Origin of the sequence: Peptoniphilus indolicus ATCC 29427 (genome assembly GCF_000227315.1) — a bacterium.
Taxonomy (GTDB): domain Bacteria; phylum Bacillota; class Clostridia; order Tissierellales; family Peptoniphilaceae; genus Peptoniphilus; species Peptoniphilus indolicus.
This window is the reverse complement of the sequence record NZ_JH165061.1, coordinates 628,891-652,394: the sequence shown is the minus strand read 5'-3', so window position 1 is coordinate 652,394 and position 23,504 is coordinate 628,891. Positions and strand designations below refer to the sequence as shown.

The following is a 23,504-nucleotide window of genomic DNA, read 5'->3' as shown; positions in this document are numbered from 1 at the left end:
CACCCTATGTGATATTTTTATTTAATACCATCTGTAGTGATGATACAGGTGGTATTTTTATATCCTAATTTACTTTAATAGTGTTAGGATGGCTATTATAAGTGTTGTTATCTTTATCACTAATGATAAGATTTCATAATCACTCATAATACACCTCCCAATTTTGATATTGGGTGACCATCTGTATGTCCTCATCTTTATTATAGTCATTTATTTTTTATTTTCAATTTATTGGTCCTTTTTTGGTTGACGGGCGGACCTCGCTTCTCTCGTACCGCCCCTACGGTGTAATAATTTTATTTTATGCATGGTCTTAATAACTAATAATCTCCAACAAGTTTCTGATCGCTTCTTTTAATTTTTCTTCTTTTAATCCACCAAAACCTATTATCAAATCTCTTTCGTATTTTCCTTGCGAGCTATAATCGGCAACTGTATTTAGTTTGATTGAATTTTTTGACAACTTCTCTTTTAAATTTTTCAAGTTCCAGATTTTTTCGTCAACTCTCATTACAAAGTATGTGCCGGCATCGGCTCCCAATATTTCAATGCCTTCTCTTTTCAATTCTTTTATTATCACACTTCTCTTTTTTCTGTAATGTGCATTCATTCTATTGATATGTTTTTCAAATGCTCCGGTTGCCATAAATCTTTCCAAAATATTTTGCTGAATAATTGAAGCTCCTGAGGTTGTGATTTGAATTTTATCGTATTTTTCTTTTAGCTTTTGTGGTAATACCAAGTATGAAACTCCTAAAAATTTGCCTACTATTTTTGAAAATGAGCCGGATAATATAACTTTGTCGTCTTTATCCAAACTCTTTAGGGCAGGTATTGGATTTCCGGCGTATTTGAAATCGCTGTCGTAGTCATCTTCAACTATGTATCTACAATTTTTATCTGCCCATTCGAGCAATCTCTGCCTACGTCTTAAAACCATAATTGTACCTGTTGGAAATTGATGGTTCGGTGTGACTATTGCTATATTTGCATTTGTCTTCTCCAAGTCTGCAACTGAAAAACCATATTTATCAAGGGGGATTCTATTTATTTTTTCGCTTAAACCATTTATTAAGTCCATTGTCTTGTTGTACCCCGGGTCTTCTACTGCAAATACGGGTTTGTCTATTAAAGACATGAGTATAAAAATATGTTCTCCATATCCACCTGTTATAATTATATTCTCCGGCGATACCACCACTCCTCTATGTTCTTTTAAATATTTTGCTATCTCAATTCTAAGCGTCCAAATCCCACCTTTTGGCAATGAAAAGTTTTTTAGGGAGTTTTCAATTGCTTCATTTGAGCATTTTTTAAGTATTGAAATTGGAAGTTTATCGGCATCTATTAAACTATGGGAAAAATTATATTTATATTCTGTAGCTGTTCTTTCTTCAAATACTATTTCAGGCTCGGGCATTTTCAATCTTTCTGCGTACAATTTATCTACAAAAAAACCTCGTCTTTGGTCTGAAACAATATAACCTTCTTCGGTGAGTTGGTCGTATGCAGTTTTGACTGTGTTAAGACTCACTCCCAAGTGTTGCGCCAATGAACGCCTTGATGGAAGTTTATCTTTCCATTTTAAATTTCCATTTTTTATTTCGTCTCTAAAGTATGTATAGATTTGTTCGTATAAATTTTTATTTTCTTCAAAGTGTATTGTAATCATATCTGGGTCCTTTATTTTTTATTCTTTTGAATCTTTCTACAGTTTCATTTTACCATTATAATCGTCTTATATAAACATGGAGGTATGAAATGACTAAATATTCTAGAGAAGAAATACATAATCAATTAGCCGGCGGAGTTATCATGGATGTAACTAATCCTGAACAAGCTAAGATTGCTGAAGCTGCGGGTGCTGTTGCCGTAATGGCGCTTGAAAGAGTGCCTGCTGATATAAGGGCTGCCGGTGGTGTGAGCCGTATGAGTGATCCTCAAATAATTCTCGATATAATGAATGCAGTTTCAATCCCGGTTATGGCTAAGGCGAGGATCGGACATTTTGTGGAGGCACAAATTCTTGAGTCTTTGGGGATTGACTATATAGACGAATCTGAAGTTCTTTCTCCCGCAGACCATGAACACCACATATACAAGAGAGTTTTTAACACTCCTTTCGTTTGCGGTTGTAGAAATTTGGGTGAGGCTCTTAGAAGAATTTCCGAGGGTGCCGCAATGATTCGTACAAAGGGTGAAGCCGGGACCGGAGACGTTGTACAAGCTGTTACTCACATGAGAACTATCCAAAGGGAAATGGCTGAGGTTGCTGCGCTTCGTCCTGATGAGTTGTATCACAGAGCCAAGTTACTTCAAGTGCCTGTTGATTTACTTGAATATGTGCACAAAAACAGAAAGTTACCTGTTTTAAATTTCTCTGCCGGCGGAGTTGCTACTCCTGCTGATGCTGCTCTTATGAGACAACTTGGTGCTGAGGGTGTGTTTGTTGGAAGCGGTATTTTCAAGAGCGGTAATCCTGAAAAGCGTGCTCAGGCAATTGTTAAGGCTGTTGCCAATTTTGATAATCCATCTGTTATTGCTGAGGTTTCTAAAAATCTTGGTGAAGCTATGGTTGGTATTAATGAAGATGAAATTGAAATTTTGATGGCTGAAAGATAATTTTATTGTGTTGGTTTTATGGGCGGTTGTTCCGCCCATTTTTTATTGGTTTTTATTTGGTTGGCGGGCGGGCCTATGCTTTTTTACTATCTATTATTTTCTTGCAGATACGTGCCGCCCCTACGTTTGTTGGTTATATTTATATTTTTTATATTTTGTTTTATTGCACAAAAAGAGACTCAAATTTGAGCCTCTTTAATTTGACACAGACTATTTAATTTTATCTAAGACCTCTTGAATAATAGTTTCCATAAATTGTTCTTCCATAGTTATCTCTAACTTCAAGAACACTCCAATCTCCATTAGAAAGTCTTGTTCCAATGACCTCTACTAAATCTCCTCTATTAATTGCCCTACCATTATCATAAGTTGTTTGAAGTGTAAATGAGTCATTGTTTCGTATATAGTTATTATCTGAATCTTTTACAGTTAAGTAGTAAGTTGTTCCGGCTTGATTAAATGTCGGGTCAATCCTGACATCATCTACTATGGCTCTTACTCGGAAATTAGAACCTCTTTCCAAAATCTCAACCAGCTTAGCATAGTTGCCACGCTCTCTAACTACGCTAACTTCTCTTCCTTGAAGGTCTCTTGGTGATAATTGCGTTCTTCCAATTCCATTTTCTCTGTAGTCTGTATTTCTACTTGTGTAAACTGTTTCAATATTTCCATTAAATGTTCTCACGTCAATTTTGTAACCATCGTAATCTTGGCGAACATCCACTATAGTACCTGTTAAGTTTTGTCCATTTACATAACCATTCCCAACGTTTGTTACTATTTTATAGTTTGTTGATAGTGTTATTCTTTCGCCTCTTCGAAGGTTGTCAAATAATCTTGTGTTTGTGTAGAATGGATTGTTTCTATTCAATTCACTTCCGTAGAATGTATAAGTTTTACCGTCTTGAAGTTTTATTTTTATATATTCTCTTGTTGTTGAGGACCCGTAATAAACGTCTGTTATTTCTCCTGTTACTCTTCCATTTTTAGGATATGCTACAACTTCTGAAACTTTTCCTGAGTTATCTGTTTTAAATTCCACTAAATCATCAAGTTGCAATTGAGATACTCTTGTTTCAACTCCCAGCGAATAAACTTTTGCCTTATTAGCTAAAGTAAATGTTGCTGTATCTGTTGTTGAAATTTGAGTTGCTGTTGTTGTATCTACTTTGCTGTCATCTACTCTGTACTTAGCTGTGAAACCGTCTTGCGCTCTATTTGTAATATAACCGACTAAATTCTTAGCTGAGTTTGTAACTTCCAATGTTGTGATTACATTGTTTGTGCTTTCATCTCCGGATTTTTGATATGTTACTTTAACTTCTTGATCCGGTTTCAAGTCTGTAAATTTCCAAGTTGTTCCATTGCTTGTAATCTTAGTGTTTGAATTTGTCTTTAATTGAATTGTAGATTTATTGCTTTGCTCAATAATAACTGTATCTACATTACTGATATTTGTAGCAACTACTATTTTCCCTGTAATCGTTGTAAGTTCAGGTGCTTTTTTCTTATTAGTCTTTAGATAGTCATAGGAAAGTTTAGTGATTTTTGCCATCTCACTTCTTCTTATACTTCTCGTTCCTTCGAACTTACCGTCTGAACCTGTTGATGAGAAAACTCCTTCTTTTACTAAATTAGCTAGGTATCCTCTTGTTGAACTTGGTATTGAGTTTTTATCTTCGTGTCTTAGGTATGATTCATCTCCTGTAGAAGATAATTTAAGGGCTCTTGCAAAGTAAACTGCGATAGTGTTTCTGTCAGGAACTATTTTACCTTTTTCTTCGCCTATAAATCCTTTTGTTGCTGCTTCTTTAACTGTTGCTTCTGAAAATACATTGTTTTCAATTGCAATTGCAAACGCATCTCTCGCCCATTCCGGAACTTTCGCTTCTTCTAATAAAGATTTATACTTAGCTCTTGCAGATGAAATTTCTGAACTGCTTGGACTCAAAAGACCTTTTATAAGTTCAACCGTCTCTTCTAAACTAACTGAATTATCCGGCTTAAATTCTCCGCTTGGATAGCCATTTATAATCCCTCTATCGCTAAGTTCGTCTATATACCCGTAAGCCCAACTATAAGGACCGTTTTTGGCAACGTCTTTGAATTCTTTAGCACTAACTAAACTTGGAGCAAGCACAACAGCACATAATCCAATTGAAAGTGCTTTTGTAATCTTATTTATTCGCATTTAAAAAACCTCCCTTGTTTTTTGTTATTATACCACATGTACATATAATTAATGTTACAAGATTGTTTCAATAAATTTAAAATAGTGCTAATATAGTTTTAAGATAGATATTTACTGTCAATTCGGTTATGAATATGAAAGAGGTGATCTTATGAGATATTTACCAATTAGTTATAATACTAAAGATAAAAATCTTCTTGTTTTGGGTGGAGGGTTATTAGCTTTGTCCAAAATAAAAAAAATGCTAGAAACTGAATTTAAGATTTACGTTATTGCTGAAAGTTTTGTAAATGAAATTTTAAATCTTCAAACTCAATATCCTGAACGGTTATTCCTAAAAGAAATGCAAATCAGTAATGATTTTGTCTTCTTTTCTTATGATTTTCTCTTGATTGCGACTACTAATTTCGAGCTCAACAATGCACTTGAAAATAGAGCAATAAAGACTAAAATTTTATATGAAAGATGTGATGTTGTTTCAAGTTCTTCGGCATTATTAAATGATTTTGTTTCCAGAGAGGATATTGTGGTTGGAATTTCAGATGAAAAGTTGAATCCTGCAATAGCTGAAATCATTAAAGATGATATTATCGAGCTTCTTTCTACTTACAATATGGATAAGATTAAAATTTTAAATAAAATAAGAGCTGAGTTAGTCAGAAAGAATGCACCTGATGTAGACGAAACTATCAAAAAATTATTTGATGAGGAAAAGATAAAGGCTGAGGACTTTTTAAACAATCTTCAACATCAAGATGCTCTTGAAGAAACTCATATTGAAGCTCCGATTGAATTTTCAGAAGAAAAGTCCGGCGATATAACAGATTCTCTTGAGCAAATTTCCAATGAAAGTATAGATTCTACAGAATCTAAACAATATGAAAGTGTTGAGCACCCGGAAATTTCGGAAAAAGAAAAACCTATTGTCGAGGAACTTGAAAGTGAAGTTATAAATGAGCCAAAGCTTGAAACTATCCAAGATTTTGAAGTTCAATTCGAAAGAAAACATACTTCAAGCTCACCTTATGATACAAGCAAAGTTGAAAAAATCAATGATGAATTAAATAGCTCTGAAAATTTTTCAAAAGAAGAGACTAAAAATACTGAAACTTTTCAAACCAAATTAAAATCAGGTTGGAATAAATTTTCTAAGTTTGATTTCTTTAGAAAAAAATAAATTTTAAAATTAAAAGCCCTTTAAGTTTAGGATAAAATTTTATCTTTTCACTTAAAGGGCTTTTTTTATTCGTAATAATCGTCTTCACTCACGTGTGTAAAGTAAACTTCACACTCGCTATATCCTAAATTTTTAACTTCTGTCTGTATTAATTCTGCCATTTTCTTTTCTAAGCTGAGACCTCTGTCAAATTGAATCACTTCAATTAGAGGGTACATTTCAAATTCTTTACCGTTCGAAAAATATTCTGTCATAGGTCGTTCAATTGTAAAATAGTCTATTGGCGTTCCTGTCATCTCAGATAACTTTTCAGGAAGTTTGGAACTTAACTCAATAGTGTCTTCTCTCTTAACTCCCTTAAATATCAACTGCGGCATAAATACCTCCTATTATTTCTACTGTTTTAGATAATTGTACTATGTCTTTATCACACAAAACTACATAATTTGAATTTTTTGTAACTTATAATCTCTGTGAAAGATCTATTATTTATCTTTATTCAGATTATTTTTTCATCTTTCTGCTGTATAAAAGAATGAAATTATAAATTAATCTCACTCTTATATAAATATTATTTATTTTCATCTATGAATTTAAAAACTTCATTCCAATATTCTTCACCTAGAGAATATTTTGCTTCTGTATGTCCGGCATTTTTTGCAACCAGTTTTTTCTTAGCTCCCATCTGTTTTGCATTATACAATTCATCAAGCATTCTAAATGGTACAAAGTTGTCATTCTCGGCGTGAATAAACATGACTGGCTTAGTTGATTTTGCAATTTGCTCAACTGCTGATGCCCCTTTAAAAGCATAGCCCGCCTTTATTTTGCTTATCATTCCGGCAACATTTAAAATCGGAAAGCTTGGCAAATTAAATCTAACTTTTAACTCGGATTTGAAAATATCATAAACGGAAGTATATCCGGCATCTTCTATAAATACTTTAACATTATCCGGAGTTTTTTCTCCTGCCAACATCATAGTCGTAGCTGCCCCCATAGAAAGACCGTGTACTACAATTTCCGGATTTTCATTATTTTTAACTATCCAATTCGCCCACGACCCACTGTCGTATTTATCTAAATACCCCATTCCTATATACTCGCCCTCTGAATTTCCGGATCCTCTTAAATCCGGCATCAACACGTTATATCCTTTTTCAAAATATCTTTGAGCATATGCATACATATCTTCGTGAGTATTTCTGTAACCGTGTATTATCAGCGCCCACTTTTCAGAGTCATTATTCAAATAGCAATATCCTTTTAAATTAAGTCCATCAAAGCTCTTTATGTTTATTTCTTGTGGTGTGTTTTTGTCCAAAAACTCGCTATTTTTCTTTTCTTGAAGTGTTTTATTTTCTTTTACAATTGGATTTTCTATCTTTTTTAGAGGTTTTACTTTTCTGTTTCCCCCATCACCTTGTCTTGCAAGTGCATAATTTACAAGATAATTTCCTGTTAATATGCTTCCCACTATAATCAAAAATAAGAAAACTCCAACTATTTTTTTTAGTATGTTTTTCTTTTTCATGCTACCCCCAAAGCACTGTATGAATATATTAAATTTAAATTATTTTTCATTTAATATTTTATAGCGTTTTATTCTAGTTCGCAAATTTTTTTGATATTGTAGTTGGTTGGGTTTGTTTTTATTAAATCAATTTTCGCGGGCGGGCCTTTACTGTTTTATTATTTATATTTTTTATTTGTTTATTTCTTTTTTAATTCTTTATTTTCTTGCAAATACGTGCCGCCCCTACGTTTTTTCAACCAAATCAACATAGTTTCAAAAAAGTATTAAAAACTTAGCAATATTACATACGAAAACCAGCCCAAAAGCGTTTTGAGGGTGTAGGGGGAGGGTGCTCGAGGGAGGGCGTGAGGGAGAATCGAAAGGTGAATTTTTTCGACAGAAAAAAGAGAGGTTGCCCTGGGGTACAACGCCCTTAGCCCTCCCTCGAAATAATATAATTATATAATAACCTAAAATATACAATAAATAAGTTTAATCAGTATTTTTATATTCTTAATTTCTCATTCAGATAGTCTATTGCTTCCAAATATCCTGTTAATCCTCTTCCCTGAATTGTATTCTCTGCAAAGAGCCTAATGTATGAAATTTTTCTAAAGTCTTCTCTTTTTGATGTATCTGTTATGTGAACTTCAACTGTCGGTATGGCAACTGCCTTTAACGCATCTAGTATTGCCACTGATGTGTGCGTGTATGCCGCCGGATTAATTACTATTCCATCATAATTTCCATAAGCTCTTTGAATTTCATCTACAATCTCTCCTTCGTGGTTCGATTGAAAAAATGAAACTTCAATTTGCTCTTTTCTACAAAATTCACTTATCATGTTCAACAAATCTTGGTATGTCTGTGTTCCGTATATCTCTTTTTCTCTTATCCCAAGCATGTTTATATTCGGTCCGTTAATAACTAATATTTTCATTAAAATCCTCTATAATTTCTTCAGCTGCTTTTTTTACACTTGTATTTTCTATTGTCTTGTCTGCAAATCTTAAGTATTGTTTCTCTCTTTTTTGCCAAAGTTGTTCAGCTGTCCCATATTCTTTTGAAAGCGGTCGATTTTCAAGATGTAATTCGTTCAATTCTCTTTTTAAGAGATAAATTTTTCCATTTTGTTTTAGTGGTTGATAGTTTTCTTCTCTGATCACAACTCCGCCACCTGTTGAGATTACCAATCCATTTAGCTTTCCAAATTTTTTACAAACTTCTGTCTCCATCTCTCTAAATTTAGCTTCACCGTATTTTTTAAATATATCATCTATTTTTTCGCCACTAAATTTTTCAATTTCCAAATCTAAATCTACAAACTCTCTACTCATTTTCTCAGCTATCAAAGGAGCAATACTACTCTTTCCGGAGTCGGGCATCCCAACTAAAACAATATTTTCTTGTTTCATCATCTCACTTGTGATTTCACGTATGTTTTCGATTTTAGTTTCTGTAAATATTTCAGCTGCCTTAACGGCCTGCGCTACCAACATCATAAGTCCATTTGAGTGTGGAATGCCCATCTCTCTTGCCTCAAATAAAAGCGATGTTATCAATGGATTATACACTACGTCTATCACACCTTTTAAATTTTTAAAATTTTTGATTGATATCAAGTTTTCTCCATTGTTTGGATACATTCCAATCGGCGTTGTATTCACAATGAGTTCAACGTTTAAAAATTCTTCTATCTGAGAATAATAAGGAGTTTTTTTTCGAGATATCTTCTGAAATTCAATTTTCTTATCTTCAAGAACTGTCGCTACCGTCTTAGATGTAGCCCCATCTCCAAGTATTATCGCCGAAGATATTTCCTCTTTCAAACTCTCCAATGTGTATTTAAATCCAAAGTAGTCTGTGTTGTCTCCTATCCACTTCCCATCTTTCTTGTATACAGTATTTACACACCCTATCTTTTTTGCAATTGGACTTATTTCGTCTAAATATTTCATAATTTCTATTTTATATGGAATGGTGACATTAAATCCGTATATGCCACTCTTCAAAAAATCTTCTATCTCATCTATTTTCTTTTCATATAAATCATATTGGTATTTTCCTATTAAATTGTGTATTTCTTTTGAAAAACTGTGTCCCAATTTTTCTCCGAGCAATCCGTATTCCATTTAATTCTCCATAAAATCTAAGATAGTCAATGCACAAACGGACTCTATAACCGGCAGTATCCTAATACCTATGCAAGGGTCATGTCTTCCCTTTATTTCCAAATCTTTCTCGACATTTTCCGATATTGAAAATGAGCGTTGGCTCAAACCTATGGAAGCTGTCGGCTTTATTGCCGTTTTAAAAACTATGGGCATTCCGTTGGTTATCCCCCCGACAACTCCACCCGCATTATTTGTGGTGGTCTTAACTCCATCATTCAATTCATATTCATCGTTGTGTTCTCTTCCGGTCATGGAGACTGCATCAAAACCGGCTCCGAATGAAAAACCTCTCACTGCCGGCACTGAGAACACAAGTTTGGCAAGCACTGCATCAAAACTGTCATAGTTCGGTTCTCCAAGGCCTATTGGCACTCCTGTTGCAAAACATTCTATTTCTGCTCCTATTGAGTTTTCTTCTTTTCGTATTTTTTCTATGCACTGTTTAATTTTTTCTGAAACTTCTTCTGAAATTACAGGAATCTCTTTTTTCTCGCATTCTTTTAAGGCTTTCATATCCGGCTTCGCATAGTCAATCTCAACATCTCTTATTCCCCCTATGGAACTTATATGAGACTGCACTTCTATTCCTTTTTTCTCCAATATTTGTTTTGCAATTCCACCAGCTATACAGAGCGGTGCTGTAAGCCTGCCTGAAAATGAACCTGAGCCTCTCATATCCATTTCAGTTCCATATTTTACATATGCAACATAATCTGCGTGAGAAGGTCGCGGAGTGTCTTTAAACTGCTCATAATCTGATGACCTTTGATCACTGTTTTCTATAATTGCACATATTGTATTTGCAACTATCTTTCCATCTTGAACTCCTGCTACAAATTTTGGTAAATCTCTCTCTTTTCGTTTAGTTCCAAATCTGTTTTTCCCGGGTGCTCTTCTCGACATAAACTCATTTAATTTTTCCATGTCAATTTGTGTTCCAATTGGCAACCCATCTATGACCACTCCTATATAATGACCATGAGACTCCCCAAATATTGTAACCACTATATTCTTTCCAAAACTAGAGCTCATATTTACCTCCCAATTTTTTAAAATCTTCATAGAACTTGGGATAAGATTTGTTTACTGCACTTGCTCCACTTAAGTATATCTCTCCGCCACTTATAATTGAAGCAATGCTACTTGCCATGGCTATTCTATGGTCATTATATGAGTCGACTTCTCCACCTGAGAGTCCGTTTGTTCCATAGACTAACAGCTCACTTTCTCTCTCTTCAACTTTCCCGCCCAAGTTCCTAATCATTTCAGCAGTTGAACTCAATCTGTCACTCTCTTTTAATCTAAGCCTTCCTCCGTTATAAAATTTAGACACTCCTCCATCTACTGAAGTTGCCAAAACCGACAAAATTGGAAGTAAATCTGGTACATCTTTCAAATCTACTTCTATATTTTTTCTAAATTTCGGTTCTATTGTGACTCGGTTTCCCATCTCAACTTCAGCCCCAAAATCTCTCAGTATATCTAAAATCTTTCTATCGCCCTGAAGACTTTCTGCATTCAAATCTGACATTGAAATCTTTCCTCCCAATGCTCCGGCAACTAAAAAGAACGCCGCATTTGACCAATCCCCTTCAACTCTATATTCTCGTGATTTATATCCGGTTGGCAAAATTTTATATGCATCATCTTTGAAACTTACTTTTGCGCCAAATTCTTTCATAACTTGCAAAGTCATATCGACGTAGTTTTTAGATTCTAAACTCGATGTCAATTTCAATTCTGATTTCTCGTTCATTATGCTCGCCGCCATCAAAATCCCTGAGATGTATTGCGAACTCACATTCCCAACAAGTTCATATTTCCCGGCTTTGAACTTTCCATGTGTCCTGAATGGAAGCCTATCTCTGTCAAATTCAACTCCATTTGCTTTTAAGACTTCAATCAATTCGGCAATCGGTCTGTCGGGAAGTCTACCCTCTCCGATAAATTCAATACTTTCGTATAAAACTGTGCTGACCGGCAACAAAAATCTAAATGTCGATCCACTTTCTCGCACGTTAATTTTGGGGAATTCCCCTAAGTTTATTCCCCTGATCTCCACTCTATTTAAATATCTCTTAACACTTGCCCCAAGCTCTTCAAGACAAGATATAGTTGCCTCTATATCTTCCGAGGTCTTGTCAAAATATATTGTGGATACTCCCTGCGCCAATGCTGCACATATCAAAGCTCTGTGTGCATAAGATTTAGAAGGAACGGCCTTCACTTCGCCTTCCAATATTTTTGAACTTATCTTCATTTCATTCCCTTTTTTATCAATTCTTTTAACTCTCCAAAACTAAACTTCTTCAAGTTGCAACTTCCTATGTCTTCAATTAATATTTCATTTATATATGAGCCCCTGCGTTTTTTATCTCTCTCTATTAGTTCAAATAGCTCATCTATGTTAAATTTGGTTTTTGTCGGCAAATTATTTTTCTCAAGGCAATTTTCTATATCGCTTATATCGCCCTTGAAAATTCCAATTTTATTACAAGCTCGTGCCATTATTGCCATCCCTATTGCAACTGCTCTCCCGTGAGTTATTTCATATTCGGATTTAATCTCTATAGCGTGAGCAATAGTGTGTCCTAAATTCAAAAGTTGTCTCTTGCCATTGTCGTATTCATCTGCCTCTACGACGTCTCTCTTCAACTCAACACATCTCTTTACTATATTGCTCAAATCTTGATTTTTATCTATTCCCCTGCTGAGTTCTTCAAATAGATTTTTATCGAATAGGACTCCATATTTTATTGCTTCTCCAACTCCTGAGCTAAAATCTCTATCTTCAAGTGTCTTAAAATATTCCGGATCACAATAGACGGCTATCGGTTGTTTAAAAAGACCCACTAAATTTTTACCTTCATTCAAGTTTACTGCCGTCTTTCCACCAACTGATGAATCCACTTGTGAGAGCAGTGTCGTAGGAAGTTGTATATAGTCTATTCCCCTGCGATAAACTCCCGCTGCAAAGCCGCCAAAATCTCCTATTACTCCTCCGCCAAATGCTATTAAAACATCATTTGCATTTATATCTTTTTGAGCCATAAACTCTAAAAACTTCTGCAATTCTTCAAATGATTTGGAATTTTCTCCGGGTTTTAATACATATTTTATAAGGTTGTATTTTGATAGAGATTCAAACAGTTTTCTGCCATACAACTTGTCTACATTTTCATCAGTTAGCACTATATACTTACAGTCTTCTCTCTTAGGCAAAATCTCTCTAAGTTTTAAACGAATACCCTTTTCTATTAAAATTTCATATTCACTTGAAGTGGATACTTTAATCTTTTGCAAATCAAATCCTCCAACTGCTATTCCTTAATCTTCATTCAAAACTTCTCTGAGTTTAAAGACCGTTTTCGCCGTTCTGTCAAATTCATCAGGTCTTAACGATTGAGCCCCATCACATAGCGCATTTTCAGGGTCGTTGTGGACTTCAATTATAAGTCCATCTGCTCCTGCTCCAACAGCCCCAAGAGAAAGCGGCCTTACCATTCTCGCCATTCCCGCCGCATGGGAAGGGTCGATTATAATTGGCAAATGTGTCTTTTCATGGAGAACCGGCACGGAAGATATATCCAATGTATTTCTTGTAAATGTCTCAAATGTTCTTATACCACGCTCACAAAGTATAACCTTTTGATTTCCTCCACTTAATATATATTCTGCCGCTGACAACAATTCATTATAAGTTGCAGATAGTCCTCTCTTTAAAAGAATTGGCTTGTCTATTTTCCCAAGTTCTTTCAAGAGTTCAAAATTCTGCATATTTCTTGCACCAACTTGTAGAATGTCTACATCTTCATAGTGTTCGATAAGATTTATATTCATTATTTCAGAAACTATCGGCAATCCTGTTTCGACCTTTGCCTTTGACAAAATTTTAAGTCCGTCCATTCCTATTCCTTGAAAATCATACGGGGATGTACGAGGTTTAAAAGCTCCGCCTCTTAGTACATTTGCCCCTGATTTTTTAACGCTCTTTGCAATTTCAATAACCTGCTCTTCCGACTCGACTGAGCAAGGTCCTGCTATCAATACAAAGTTCCCCCCGCCTATTTTAGTTCCGTTGTCAAGAGTTATTACAGTGTCTTGTGGTTTGTACTGTCTGCTTGATTTCTTTGCATTTTCTTGCTTTCTAAATACTTCGTCCACACAATCCATCTTTAAAATTTCGCTCAAGTCAACTTTTTCAGTATTGCCAATTATCTCAACTAATTGTATTGCATTTCCCTTAGAACATTCTACAGATAAACCTCTTTTTTCTATTCTATCTATTAATTCTTTTAATTGGTTTTCCTGCACATTAGTTCTCAATTTTATAATCATATATTTCCCCCAAACCGACCAAATTTTATCTAAATCAATTTATAATTATAAATGCTCCACGTGGAGCATTTTTTATATTCTGATTTAAAAATCTAAATTTTGTTTCGATTATTCAATTTCTCTCGTTAGAATTTATGTTGTCACTCTTAATTTTATACATATTCGACTTTAAATAGTCTAATCTTCAAATTATTTTGCATAGCTATTATAATTCAACAGCTCAAATTAATCTAACTGATATAACTCAGCCCTAATAAATTTTATATTAATTTGAAAACCCTGTCGAAAAAAGAGTTGTATTTTGTATTGTTATCTTTAATTTGCTTTATTTCATCCGGATTATCACTTATAAGTCCTGTAACTAATGTATTTAGATAGTATTCTATTCTGCTCTTTTCATTAACAGTCCATATATAAAGCTCTTTCTTATTTAAGATAGCTTGTAAAACCAATATTTCTCTATATGAAAAATCTTCTATTACCCAAAAATCTACACCATCATCAGAAAATTGTCCAAATTGTATTGGAATTACATATCCAACTTTCATTTGAGGTGCAAGTTTTTTTATTTTCTGCATCAAATCTAAATTAAGAGACATATACTTATATTCTTTGTCTATGCCCAGCCTTTTCATCTCCTCAACTATCAATTCAGCATAGTTATTCGGCTCATATCCATGTGGTTTTAATTCAACTAATAGTTTTATATTTAGTTCTTTTGCCTTTTGTACATATTCTTCAAATGTCGGAATCTTTGTGGTGAATGAATCTTGAGTTATATTGAGTTGTTTGATTTCATCTAAATTCATATCCCGCACATTCTTGTTTAAATTAGACAATCTCTTTAAGTTATAATCATGCATGACAATAAATTTTTTATCTTTTGTAAGCATTAAATCCATCTCAGAAAAATCTGCTCCTGTTTCCGCTGCGCCTTCTAACGCTTCTATGGAATTTTCAACACCTTTTTTGGCAAATCCTCTGTGCGCTACAATTTCTATTTTGGAATTTGGCTGTAATATATAGATTTTCATTCCATTATAAAGTACTCCTAAAATAAAAATTGTCATACTCAAAATAACTACCAACTTTTTATTTTTAAAGATATTCTTTTTATTTTTTATATTCTCAATAGGTTTATATTCTCTATACTCTATCAGTTCCAAAAGTATGAGTACTATTCCAAGTTTTGTAAGCGTTACAAATAAAATATTTACAGTCTTAATAATGGTAAGTACTACAGCTTCTATCCATAGTGAATCCGTAAATGTGGTTGCTATACTGAGGAATTTTAATAAAAAATATATCAATATGGCCCTTGAAAAATATATCACAATTTCAAACAATGATAATTTTAATATCATCTTCTTTCCATATTTTTTTGGTAAGTTCTAAACTCTCTCTTATGTTTTTAAAAAAACTTTGATTTTTTATAACCGCCAAAACCAATATATAAATCAATCTAAAGTTTATATAAACTAGAGCCAAAATAAATACAGATGTAAAAAACGCTCCAAAATCTGTTTTAAATAATTCATCTGTAATAAATTGAGGAATATATATGCCTTTTGTCAACGATATACTAAATCCAATTTCTGCCAATGGAATTATTAAAATAATGTATATAAAAAATAAAATAGCATCTAGTAAAGAGCTGTTGGATATTCTATTTTTAAAGTTTAAAAATTCTCTTTTAAATTCAAAATTACTTCCCGACAACTGATTAGTACATAATTTAATTATCAAATATAGTTCAAAATATGCCACTATTGAAATTAAAATCAAATAAACTCCAAACCCCAAAATCAAAATAGGATTAGATAGAAGCTCTTTAAAATTAGAAAAATTTATATTTACTTCCCCTGATAATCCTATTATGTAGTTTAAAACCTCTACTGCTATTCCTCTTATTACATAAGACATAAATATATTCAATATAACTGCATAGAGTATATGTTTAAATTTTATATTGAAGTACTTAAAAATATTCTTACTCACATTCCCAACCTCTAAAATTAATATTTATATCTAAAGTATATTAAATTAATTTAACTAATACACTATTATTTATAAATTTTATTTGGACTTTTTTAAAAACCATCTCGTATATCTCTGTATTTTTTAAACTCTTCAAAACTCCCGGCCTTCATAAATGGATTTATATCAAGTTCCATTCCGATAGTTGACGGCAAAGATGGCCTACCCTCTTTCTCTAAAGTTTCTACAAGTTTCATCGCCGAACTCACTGCTTCAGATGGCATTACACTATCTGCAAACTTTAAATTTGTCTTAGAGTATTCATGCGCTGCAAACACTTTTGTATCTCCATTCAATTCTTTAAATTTTTGAATAGTATTGTACTGTGCTTCATAGTCACCTGTAAATACTCTTCCACACCCGGCTAAAAATAATGCATCTCCACAAAATAAATTATTTTCTATCAAGTATGAGACATGCTCTTCCGTATGACCTGAGGTCTTAATCACTTCTACTTTCTCATCCAAAATTTCAAAAATATCTCCATCTCGTACAACAATATCTGCTAGATTTTCTATTTCTTTCGGTCCATAAACTTTTAAATCAAATTTATTTTTTAAAGTTCTCACTCCACCTACATGGTCTGAATGTTTATGAGTTAACAAAATTCCTACCAGGTTGAGTTCATTTTCTTTTTTGTATTTTAATACAGGTTCAGCCTCTCCCGGATCAACTACTACTGCATTATTCCCTTTTATTAAAGTCCATATATAATTATCTTCAAATGCTCTTATCGGTATTATTTTCATCCTATCACCTCTTTTTAAATTTACCCATTTATATGATTATTTTAAAATTAAGGGTAAATATTTAATAAAAAGGATGATTCTATGTTTATTATAAAATTTATACAAAAAGAAAATAGCAAAAACTTTGGAATTTTTGAAACTGAAAAAGAAGCTATAGATTTTATTGAAAAAATTCCAAATGTAATAATTGAAAATTATGAATACTACAATAGTTATTTTATAGAAGAGAATAAGATGCGCCCAATTGAAAAAATATCTATTGGAAACAATGAAATACTCCTGAGCAAATTTATGTTTGAGCAAGATTCAACAATTGAAATAGAAATTGAAGAACTTCCATTACTTTCAAAAAATGAATGGAGAGATTTTACAACTAAAGTAGATGCTTACTCGGTAAATAATGATGAGCTTGAAAAATACATTACACTCCGTGAGCAAAATTATATTGAATTAAAAAAAGAGTGGGAATCTAAAGGCTATAAAGTTACAAGAGAGTATAGAGACTCCATTGACGGCGAGGCAATAACTTTAGAAAAAGACGGAGAAACACAATTTTACACACATATGGACCCAAGCTTTGTATATGAAAAATAACAAAATGTTTTAATAATTTTTTCTAGGGTATATTTATCTCTAGATAGAGATAAGTTAGGTGATGTTAATGAAAAATCTTGAGTTGAACAATTTTATTGCTTTACACAGAACAGTTATAAAAATGGATAGAACTCTTTCTAAAATTTTTGATAGCCACGGTTTAACTACCGGTCAATTCGCAGTATTGGAAGCTCTCTATCACAAAGGAGATCTTACAATTGGTCAAGTTCAACAGAAAATCCTCTCCACTAGCGGCACAATGCCCCTGATTATAAAAAATCTTGAGAGTAGAAAGCTATTGGAGAGATGTCCTGACCCAAACGATGGTAGGAGATGTATATTGCATATAACTGATGACGGAAAAACTTTGATGTCAAAAGTTTTTCCGGTAGTTAAAGATAAAATTATCCAAATGTTTAGTCCCATACCATTGAATAAAAAACAAGAATTGTTGGATATTTTAAAGTTATTTAGGGAGGAATTATAATATGAACAGAGAAGTTGTTAAAAAAGTTACGGGCTTTAGAACAAAGGACGGAGCCGGCGTAAGTTTAGTCAGAGTACTAGGTCATGAAACTACCGACACTTATGACCCAATATTGATGTTAGATAGTTTTGACTCCACAGACCCCGACGATTACACAGCAGGGTTCCCTATGCACCCACACAGAGGTATCGAAACAATATCATACGTATATAGAGGAAACATGGTTCACAAAGACTCTCTTGGAAATGAAGATCAAATTTCAGATGGAGAAGTACAATGGATGACAGCAGGTTCAGGAATTATGCACGAAGAAGTATTGCCGGCTTCAGAAAGAATGCTAGGCGTGCAGTTGTGGTTGAATCTGCCTAAAAAAGACAAAATGGTCAGACCGGAATATCATGCAATAAAAAATAAAGACATTGAAGAAATAAAAATTGACGGTGGCTATTTAAGGCTTTTAGCCGGAAACTACAAAGACCACAAAGGTCATGTTGGAAAATATCTGCCACTTGATTACTATGACATTCACATAGAACCGGGAAAAGAAGTTTCAATTGACACTGCTGACAACAAATCTGTAACAGTTTTTACTTTAATTGGAGATGTTGAAATAGAAAATAAAGTTGTAGAGGAAAAAACCTCCGCAAAACTTGGTGAAGGAAATAAAGTCGTTATTAAAAACCACGGACAAGAAGAAGCTTTAGTTCTGTTCCTATCTTCAGAGCAACTAAACGAACCCATTGCTTGGGGCGGACCTATTGTAATGAATACTAGAAGAGAACTTGAACAAGCTTTTGCAGATTTGCAGAATGGAAATTTTATAAAAGATAAATTAATTTTTGATAGAGGAGAATGATATGTTTAAAGGATTGGAAAAGAGAAGAAGTTATTATAATATTGGTAAAAATATCCCAATAAGCGATGAAGAATTAATACAATTAGTTGAAGACGTTACATTGGCAGTTCCGGATGCATTTAATATACAAAGTCAAAGAGTTGTCGTTGTGCTTGGCGCAGAACAAGACCGCCTTTGGGATGGAATCTACGATGCATTTGAGGGAAAAGTTACAAGAGAGAAAATCGATTCATTTAAATCCGGTCATGGAACCATACTTTACTTTACAGACAGAAATACTGTAAAAGAAATTCAAAAAAATTTGCCTAACTATGCCGAAAACTTTGATACGTGGAGTCAACACTCTATAGCAATGCTTCAAATTTCACTTTGGACTGAACTTAGAGACAAAGAAATAGGCGCATCTCTACAACACTACAATCCGGTTATTGACGATGTAGTAAAAGAAATTTGCCACATCCCTGACAGTTGGGAACTGGTTGCTCAAATGCCTTTTGGTGAAATACTTGAAGAACCGGAAATCAAAGAAAAACTGGCCATCAAACAAAGAGTAAAAGTAGTTAGATAAAATTTAACCCGCTGCAAATCAATCTTGCAACGGGTTTTCTTGTGTTTATATTTAATTTTATCAATTTTGCTTATAAATTTTGTATCCTCTCCAATTTTACTATTCAACATAACTCTTTATTACATCGAGCAATACATTCGCTCCGTTTTCCAGATCTGCACTTTCTGTAAATTCTTTTGGGTTATGGCTTATTCCATTTTTGCTTGGGACAAATATCATTGCAGTTGGGCAAATTCTACTCATCATTTGAGCATCTTGTCCGGCTCCTGATGTTATCTCCATGTGACTAAAGCCATTTCTCTCTGCTGATTCTCTTACTCTGTCTAGGATTTCTTCATCAAATTTTACCGGCTCAAAGCTTGCTATCTCTCTTACTTCTATTTTAAGGTCCTCTTGTTCTTCTATTTTTTTTAAATATTCAAAAAATTTCTTTTCTTGTTCTAACAAGACTTCTTTGTTTGAATTTCTTATATCCACTGTAAATTTTGCATACCCGGGAACGATATTTATTGCATTTGGTTTTATTTCAACTTCACCTATAGTAGTTCTGGAATTTGATTGTTCTGCTAACTCTCTTAAAAATACATTTATCTTCGCAAGAGCAAGTCCTGCATCTCTACGCATTGAAGTCGGTGTTGTTCCGGCATGATTTGCCTCACCTATTATTGTGACTTCTTTCCAAAATATTCCCTGTAGATCACTTACAACTCCAACAGAAATTCCCTCGTGGTCTAAAATTGGTCCTTGTTCTATATGTGCTTCTATAAATTTTTCAGGAACTATAAAGCCCATTTCATTTTCTCCAAGGTAATCTATTCTCTTTAATTCTTCCCTTAAAGTTGTTCCGTCTATGCCAACTGTGTCAAGTGCATCATCTAATTCACAACCACCTACATATGCAAGAGAACCCATCATTGATGGATGGTACCTTACTCCTTCTTCATTTGTAAAAGCAGCAAGCACCAATGGTCTTTTTATTTCCACATTATTTTCTTTTAGCGTTCTGATTACTTCAAGACCTGCCATCACTCCATAACATCCGTCATATATCCCGGCATCTATTACTGAATCTATATGTGAACCTGTCATGATTGGCTTTTTATCTTTGTTTTCTTCTGTACTCCATATTCCAAATATATTCCCTATCTTGTCTATTTTAATTTCGAGGTCAAGTTCTTTCATCCACTCTACTAATTTATCTCTTCCGGCTTTGTCCTGGTCACTCCCGGCAAGTCTTACCATTCTGCCATCTTGATCTCGTCCTATTTCCCCCAATGTTTTTAAGTAATTTAAAAGTCTCTCTCCGTTTACTTTCACTTTAATCCCCCACTAAATATTTTGCTTTTATTATCTCTCTATTCGTATACCAATTGCAAATAATTTTAGTAATGAGTGGATTGAACCTTAACCTTATTCTGCTTTCACATTTTTGTTTTGCGGGTGTGCCTCGTTTCTCTCGTGCCTCTCCTATGTTGAACTGTTAAACCAAAAATCCGACTCTTTCGAATCGGACTTCTATTACATTTCTGATTTATATTCTTCAAAATCTTTCTTTATTTTTGCTATATTGTCATTTTCTTTTAAGTCAAGTACCGTTGCAGCCAATATTTTTGCCGCATTGATTACACACTCGTGTGCTTCTTTTGACTTTCCATAATCCAAGAAAGTTTGTGAATGTGATACGGTGCCATCGGGAACAAAATGTACTCTTATACAAGCACCCGGCAAAATATATGTTACATTCCCAAAATCGCTCGAACCTGTTTTTTCTCTTGCAGGTTTTATATTTTTAGCTTCTATTAATTTTGCATTTTCCATCAATAAATCATTCAATTTATATGCCGGTATTTTGCTTTCCAATCTCTTTAATTCTTCTGTTTCTACAGTTGTCTCTGTCATCATAGCTGCTCCGTTTACTACTTTTTTAAATCTTTCTACTATTTCATCTAAGTATTTAGAGTTGTAGCTTCTAAGTGAAAATTCTGCAACTGCTCTTTCAGGTACAACATTAGCCGGTCCTGGAGTTTCCAAGATTGTGTAGTGCATTTTTGTATCTTCTTTTACGTGTTCTCGTAAAAATTCTATTCCTTGAAATGCTAAGAGCAACGCATCTAATGCACTTCTTCCGGCTTCCGGTTTTAATGCTGAATGTGCACTTTTACCATGGAATATAACTTTTTGAGATGACATTGCCATTGATTTTACATCTACTTGTGTGGCAGGACCTCCATGCATCATAAGTGCTATATCAAGTTCTTTCATAAATCCTTCTTTTAAGAGCTTGATTTTCCCACCACCGCCTTCTTCTGCCGGTGTTCCATAGACTATCAGATTAAATGGCAAATCTTCTTCTTTTAATGCCACTGCTGCTCCAACTATAGCTGGACCTTGCATTTGATGCCCACATCCGTGTCCCATCGGCAATGCATCGTATTCGCATAATAGCCCTACATTATATGCGTTTTCTTTTTCTTCTCCAATTGTTGCTTTAAATGCAGTTTTTAAACTACCAAGTCCTCTTTGTACTTTAAATCCATTTTCTTCAAGATAATCTTCTAAAAGTTTACTTGAAAAGTTTTCATTAAAACACAATTCAGGATTGTCGAATATTGAGTCTGACATATCTGTCAAACTTTGTTTCTGGTTCTCTACTTTATCAAAAATTTTTTCTTTCAAACTTACTCCTTATATATATCCTATGGCTTCAGCCGCTATCATCAGTATACTTCCGACTACTACCCAAACACCAAAGATTTTACCCATAAATATCATCCATTTATCATAAGGTATATCTGTAGCTCCTAAAACTCCCATAAGCGCTGTTGATGTTGGTAAGATATAGTTACAGAATCCATCACCAAAGTTAAATGCCAATACTGCTGTTTGTCTTGAAATGCCAACTGTATCTGCCAATGGTGCAAAGATAGGCATAATTGCCGCCGCTTGTCCTGATCCTGATGTTATAAATATATTTACTATTAAATTAACTATGAACATAATTGGCGCTTTTAAAATTTGTGGGAATATATTTATTCCTTGAGTCATTGCATGAATTGAAGTATCCATTATATTTCCGGCTGATAGCACTCCTGATACTGTTCTTGCAAATCCAATTATAAGTGCTGCCCCTATCATATTTTTACAACCTTCTACAAAATATTTTGCAATTGTTGAAGGTGAATATCCTGCTATAACTCCAGCTACTATTGAAAGCCAGATAAAAACTGCCGCCGTTTCATCTAACTTCCATTTTAATTTTATTCCGCCGTATACTATAATTCCAAGAGCCAAAAATAATGATGATATTATAAGCCATTTTTGTGTATTCATCGGTTTATTAAATTCATCATTTCCTTCTTTTTCATAGCTGCGATCCTTATCTAGTTCATACATAGGACTGAGTTCAGGATTTTTCTTTATTTTCATTGCATATTTGATAAGCATAAAGTTTGTAATTATATAGAATACTACAAAGCAAACTGCTCTAAAACCAATACCTGAGTAAGGTGCAAGTCCTGCTATCTCTTGTGCAACTATAGTTGTATTTACATTTAATGTCCCTGTTGAAAACCCTACTGCTCCGCCTAATAACAAAATTGCCGCTCCGACAATTGAGTCAAATCCAAGTGCAATTGCTATCATTACCATTATAGGAGCGAACCCTATAAATGTATTAACTCCTTGTGTTGTACATATCAATCCAAAAATCAACGTCAGTATTGGTATAAATAAGTACTCTTTGCTCTTTGTCTTTCTCGATACCATCCCAATTAAAGACTGCAATGCACCACTCTTAGTTATTATGTTAAAAGCTGCTCCTGAAAAAAGGATTACTGTGATAAGCACTGCACTCTTTTCAAAACCTTCAATTGCCAGGTTGAATACCTTAAGTGGATTTACCGGTGTCTTTTCTATGTAATTGAAAGTGTTTGGGTCTATTACTTTTACTCCCTGTGCATTTTCTACCCTTGTGTACTCTGCTGATGGTATAACCCATGTAAGTATAACTGCGAAAATTATTATTCCCATCAATATTACCAATGTATGTGGCATTTTTTTCTTTTTAGCTTCCATATATACTCCCCCTTTATTTAATTAAAGTATAACATCGTTTTCATTATTAGTGAAATTCATATTTTTCATAGTTTTTATTACTCTATGTTATAATTATTTTGGTGATATTAATGGATACGAG

Annotated in this window: 22 protein-coding genes; 6 read left to right on the top strand and 16 right to left on the bottom strand. The window is 33.7% G+C overall.

Features of this window, described 5'->3' with window-relative positions; all coding sequences use genetic code 11:
- Positions 1–313: 313 nt before the first annotated feature.
- Positions 314–1,672, bottom strand: a complete 1,359-nt coding sequence (gene pdxR, locus HMPREF9129_RS02940) for a MocR-like pyridoxine biosynthesis transcription factor PdxR (protein WP_004820196.1) — start codon at positions 1,670–1,672, stop codon at positions 314–316.
- Between the two features lie 89 nt (positions 1,673–1,761).
- On the opposite strand from pdxR, the gene pdxS reads away from it, so the two are divergent.
- Positions 1,762–2,622, top strand: a complete 861-nt coding sequence (pdxS, locus tag HMPREF9129_RS02935) for a pyridoxal 5'-phosphate synthase lyase subunit PdxS (RefSeq protein WP_004820195.1) — start codon at positions 1,762–1,764, stop codon at positions 2,620–2,622.
- Positions 2,623–2,842: 220 nt separating this feature from the next.
- Here pdxS and HMPREF9129_RS10545 read toward each other — a convergent pair whose 3' ends face one another.
- On the bottom strand, positions 2,843–4,813 hold the full coding sequence (locus HMPREF9129_RS10545) for an S-layer homology domain-containing protein (RefSeq protein ID WP_004820192.1): 1,971 nt from the start codon (positions 4,811–4,813) through the stop codon (positions 2,843–2,845).
- Between the two features lie 151 nt (positions 4,814–4,964).
- On the opposite strand from HMPREF9129_RS10545, the gene HMPREF9129_RS02925 reads away from it, so the two are divergent.
- A complete protein-coding gene (locus HMPREF9129_RS02925; protein ID WP_004820190.1) occupies positions 4,965–5,990 on the top strand; it encodes an NAD(P)-dependent oxidoreductase in 1,026 nt (341 codons plus the stop codon).
- Between the two features lie 65 nt (positions 5,991–6,055).
- Here HMPREF9129_RS02925 and HMPREF9129_RS02920 read toward each other — a convergent pair whose 3' ends face one another.
- The 11 genes from HMPREF9129_RS02920 to gloB all read right to left on the bottom strand — a co-directional run bounded on the left by HMPREF9129_RS02920 (position 6,056) and on the right by gloB (position 16,804).
- The gene (locus HMPREF9129_RS02920) at positions 6,056–6,367 is read right to left on the bottom strand and encodes a DUF1904 family protein (RefSeq protein ID WP_004820189.1); all 312 of its coding nucleotides are present in this window, start codon (positions 6,365–6,367) and stop codon (positions 6,056–6,058) included.
- Between the two features lie 194 nt (positions 6,368–6,561).
- Positions 6,562–7,524, bottom strand: coding sequence for an alpha/beta hydrolase (locus HMPREF9129_RS02915; protein WP_004820188.1), 963 nt, complete (start codon positions 7,522–7,524; stop codon positions 6,562–6,564).
- Positions 7,525–8,011: 487 nt separating this feature from the next.
- Entirely contained in the window at positions 8,012–8,446 is a 435-nt protein-coding gene (gene aroQ / locus HMPREF9129_RS02910; protein ID WP_004820187.1) for a type II 3-dehydroquinate dehydratase, read from the bottom strand.
- Entirely contained in the window at positions 8,427–9,638 is a 1,212-nt protein-coding gene (locus tag HMPREF9129_RS02905) for a shikimate kinase (RefSeq protein ID WP_004820186.1), read from the bottom strand. The genes aroQ and HMPREF9129_RS02905 overlap by 20 nt, the downstream gene beginning before the upstream one ends.
- The gene (gene aroC / locus HMPREF9129_RS02900; RefSeq protein ID WP_040552232.1) at positions 9,639–10,712 is read right to left on the bottom strand and encodes a chorismate synthase; all 1,074 of its coding nucleotides are present in this window, start codon (positions 10,710–10,712) and stop codon (positions 9,639–9,641) included.
- Complete coding sequence (aroA, locus tag HMPREF9129_RS02895; protein ID WP_004820184.1) at positions 10,702–11,940, bottom strand: 3-phosphoshikimate 1-carboxyvinyltransferase; 1,239 nt, start codon at positions 11,938–11,940, stop codon at positions 10,702–10,704. Before aroA ends, aroC begins: the two co-directional genes overlap by 11 nt.
- Positions 11,937–12,983: a 3-dehydroquinate synthase gene (gene aroB / locus HMPREF9129_RS02890; RefSeq protein ID WP_004820182.1), complete on the bottom strand. Its 1,047-nt coding sequence runs from the start codon at positions 12,981–12,983 to the stop codon at positions 11,937–11,939. The genes aroA and aroB overlap by 4 nt, the downstream gene beginning before the upstream one ends.
- A gap of 24 nt (positions 12,984–13,007) precedes the next feature.
- On the bottom strand, positions 13,008–14,018 hold the full coding sequence (gene aroF, locus HMPREF9129_RS02885) for a 3-deoxy-7-phosphoheptulonate synthase (protein ID WP_004820180.1): 1,011 nt from the start codon (positions 14,016–14,018) through the stop codon (positions 13,008–13,010).
- A 260-nt stretch (positions 14,019–14,278) separates the two neighbouring features.
- Positions 14,279–15,382, bottom strand: coding sequence for a glycerophosphodiester phosphodiesterase (locus HMPREF9129_RS02880; protein ID WP_004820177.1), 1,104 nt, complete (start codon positions 15,380–15,382; stop codon positions 14,279–14,281).
- Positions 15,357–16,016, bottom strand: a complete 660-nt coding sequence (locus HMPREF9129_RS02875; RefSeq protein ID WP_004820175.1) for a glycerophosphoryl diester phosphodiesterase membrane domain-containing protein — start codon at positions 16,014–16,016, stop codon at positions 15,357–15,359. The genes HMPREF9129_RS02880 and HMPREF9129_RS02875 overlap by 26 nt, the downstream gene beginning before the upstream one ends.
- Before the next feature lie 92 nt (positions 16,017–16,108).
- Positions 16,109–16,804 (bottom strand): hydroxyacylglutathione hydrolase, encoded by a 696-nt coding sequence (gene gloB, locus HMPREF9129_RS02870; protein ID WP_004820173.1) that lies wholly within the window; start codon positions 16,802–16,804, stop codon positions 16,109–16,111.
- Positions 16,805–16,885: 81 nt separating this feature from the next.
- On the opposite strand from gloB, the gene HMPREF9129_RS02865 reads away from it, so the two are divergent.
- From HMPREF9129_RS02865 to HMPREF9129_RS02850, 4 genes are all read left to right on the top strand, one after another.
- Entirely contained in the window at positions 16,886–17,398 is a 513-nt protein-coding gene (locus HMPREF9129_RS02865; protein ID WP_004820172.1) for a hypothetical protein, read from the top strand.
- Between the two features lie 67 nt (positions 17,399–17,465).
- Entirely contained in the window at positions 17,466–17,885 is a 420-nt protein-coding gene (locus HMPREF9129_RS02860) for a MarR family winged helix-turn-helix transcriptional regulator (protein ID WP_040552229.1), read from the top strand.
- A 1-nt stretch (position 17,886) separates the two neighbouring features.
- Positions 17,887–18,741: a pirin family protein gene (locus HMPREF9129_RS02855; RefSeq protein ID WP_004820168.1), complete on the top strand. Its 855-nt coding sequence runs from the start codon at positions 17,887–17,889 to the stop codon at positions 18,739–18,741.
- A 1-nt stretch (position 18,742) separates the two neighbouring features.
- Complete coding sequence (locus HMPREF9129_RS02850; protein WP_040552227.1) at positions 18,743–19,309, top strand: nitroreductase family protein; 567 nt, start codon at positions 18,743–18,745, stop codon at positions 19,307–19,309.
- A gap of 99 nt (positions 19,310–19,408) precedes the next feature.
- Here the strand turns inward: HMPREF9129_RS02850 and HMPREF9129_RS02845 are convergent, their stop codons facing one another.
- From HMPREF9129_RS02845 to HMPREF9129_RS02835, 3 genes are all read right to left on the bottom strand, one after another.
- Entirely contained in the window at positions 19,409–20,626 is a 1,218-nt protein-coding gene (locus HMPREF9129_RS02845; protein WP_004820164.1) for a Zn-dependent hydrolase, read from the bottom strand.
- Between the two features lie 201 nt (positions 20,627–20,827).
- Positions 20,828–21,985 (bottom strand): amidohydrolase, encoded by a 1,158-nt coding sequence (locus HMPREF9129_RS02840; RefSeq protein ID WP_004820163.1) that lies wholly within the window; start codon positions 21,983–21,985, stop codon positions 20,828–20,830.
- Positions 21,986–21,994: 9 nt separating this feature from the next.
- On the bottom strand, positions 21,995–23,383 hold the full coding sequence (locus tag HMPREF9129_RS02835; RefSeq protein ID WP_004820160.1) for a YfcC family protein: 1,389 nt from the start codon (positions 23,381–23,383) through the stop codon (positions 21,995–21,997).
- Positions 23,384–23,504: the final 121 nt, after the last annotated feature.

Excerpts from the sequence above, each read along its gene's own strand:
- pdxR (WP_004820196.1), bottom strand. The coding sequence starts at position 1,672 with ATGATTACAATACACTTTGAAGAAAATAAAAATTTATACGAACAAATC.
- pdxS (WP_004820195.1), top strand. The coding sequence starts at position 1,762 with ATGACTAAATATTCTAGAGAAGAAATACATAATCAATTAGCCGGCGGA.
- HMPREF9129_RS10545 (WP_004820192.1), bottom strand. The coding sequence starts at position 4,813 with ATGCGAATAAATAAGATTACAAAAGCACTTTCAATTGGATTATGTGCT.
- HMPREF9129_RS02925 (WP_004820190.1), top strand. The coding sequence starts at position 4,965 with ATGAGATATTTACCAATTAGTTATAATACTAAAGATAAAAATCTTCTT.
- HMPREF9129_RS02920 (WP_004820189.1), bottom strand. The coding sequence starts at position 6,367 with ATGCCGCAGTTGATATTTAAGGGAGTTAAGAGAGAAGACACTATTGAG.
- HMPREF9129_RS02915 (WP_004820188.1), bottom strand. The coding sequence starts at position 7,524 with ATGAAAAAGAAAAACATACTAAAAAAAATAGTTGGAGTTTTCTTATTT.
- aroQ (WP_004820187.1), bottom strand. The coding sequence starts at position 8,446 with ATGAAAATATTAGTTATTAACGGACCGAATATAAACATGCTTGGGATA.
- HMPREF9129_RS02905 (WP_004820186.1), bottom strand. The coding sequence starts at position 9,638 with ATGGAATACGGATTGCTCGGAGAAAAATTGGGACACAGTTTTTCAAAA.
- aroC (WP_040552232.1), bottom strand. The coding sequence starts at position 10,712 with ATGAGCTCTAGTTTTGGAAAGAATATAGTGGTTACAATATTTGGGGAG.
- aroA (WP_004820184.1), bottom strand. The coding sequence starts at position 11,940 with ATGAAGATAAGTTCAAAAATATTGGAAGGCGAAGTGAAGGCCGTTCCT.
- aroF (WP_004820180.1), bottom strand. The coding sequence starts at position 14,018 with ATGATTATAAAATTGAGAACTAATGTGCAGGAAAACCAATTAAAAGAA.
- HMPREF9129_RS02880 (WP_004820177.1), bottom strand. The coding sequence starts at position 15,382 with ATGATATTAAAATTATCATTGTTTGAAATTGTGATATATTTTTCAAGG.
- gloB (WP_004820173.1), bottom strand. The coding sequence starts at position 16,804 with ATGAAAATAATACCGATAAGAGCATTTGAAGATAATTATATATGGACT.
- HMPREF9129_RS02865 (WP_004820172.1), top strand. The coding sequence starts at position 16,886 with ATGTTTATTATAAAATTTATACAAAAAGAAAATAGCAAAAACTTTGGA.
- HMPREF9129_RS02860 (WP_040552229.1), top strand. The coding sequence starts at position 17,466 with ATGAAAAATCTTGAGTTGAACAATTTTATTGCTTTACACAGAACAGTT.
- HMPREF9129_RS02855 (WP_004820168.1), top strand. The coding sequence starts at position 17,887 with ATGAACAGAGAAGTTGTTAAAAAAGTTACGGGCTTTAGAACAAAGGAC.
- HMPREF9129_RS02850 (WP_040552227.1), top strand. The coding sequence starts at position 18,743 with ATGTTTAAAGGATTGGAAAAGAGAAGAAGTTATTATAATATTGGTAAA.
- HMPREF9129_RS02835 (WP_004820160.1), bottom strand. The coding sequence starts at position 23,383 with ATGGAAGCTAAAAAGAAAAAAATGCCACATACATTGGTAATATTGATG.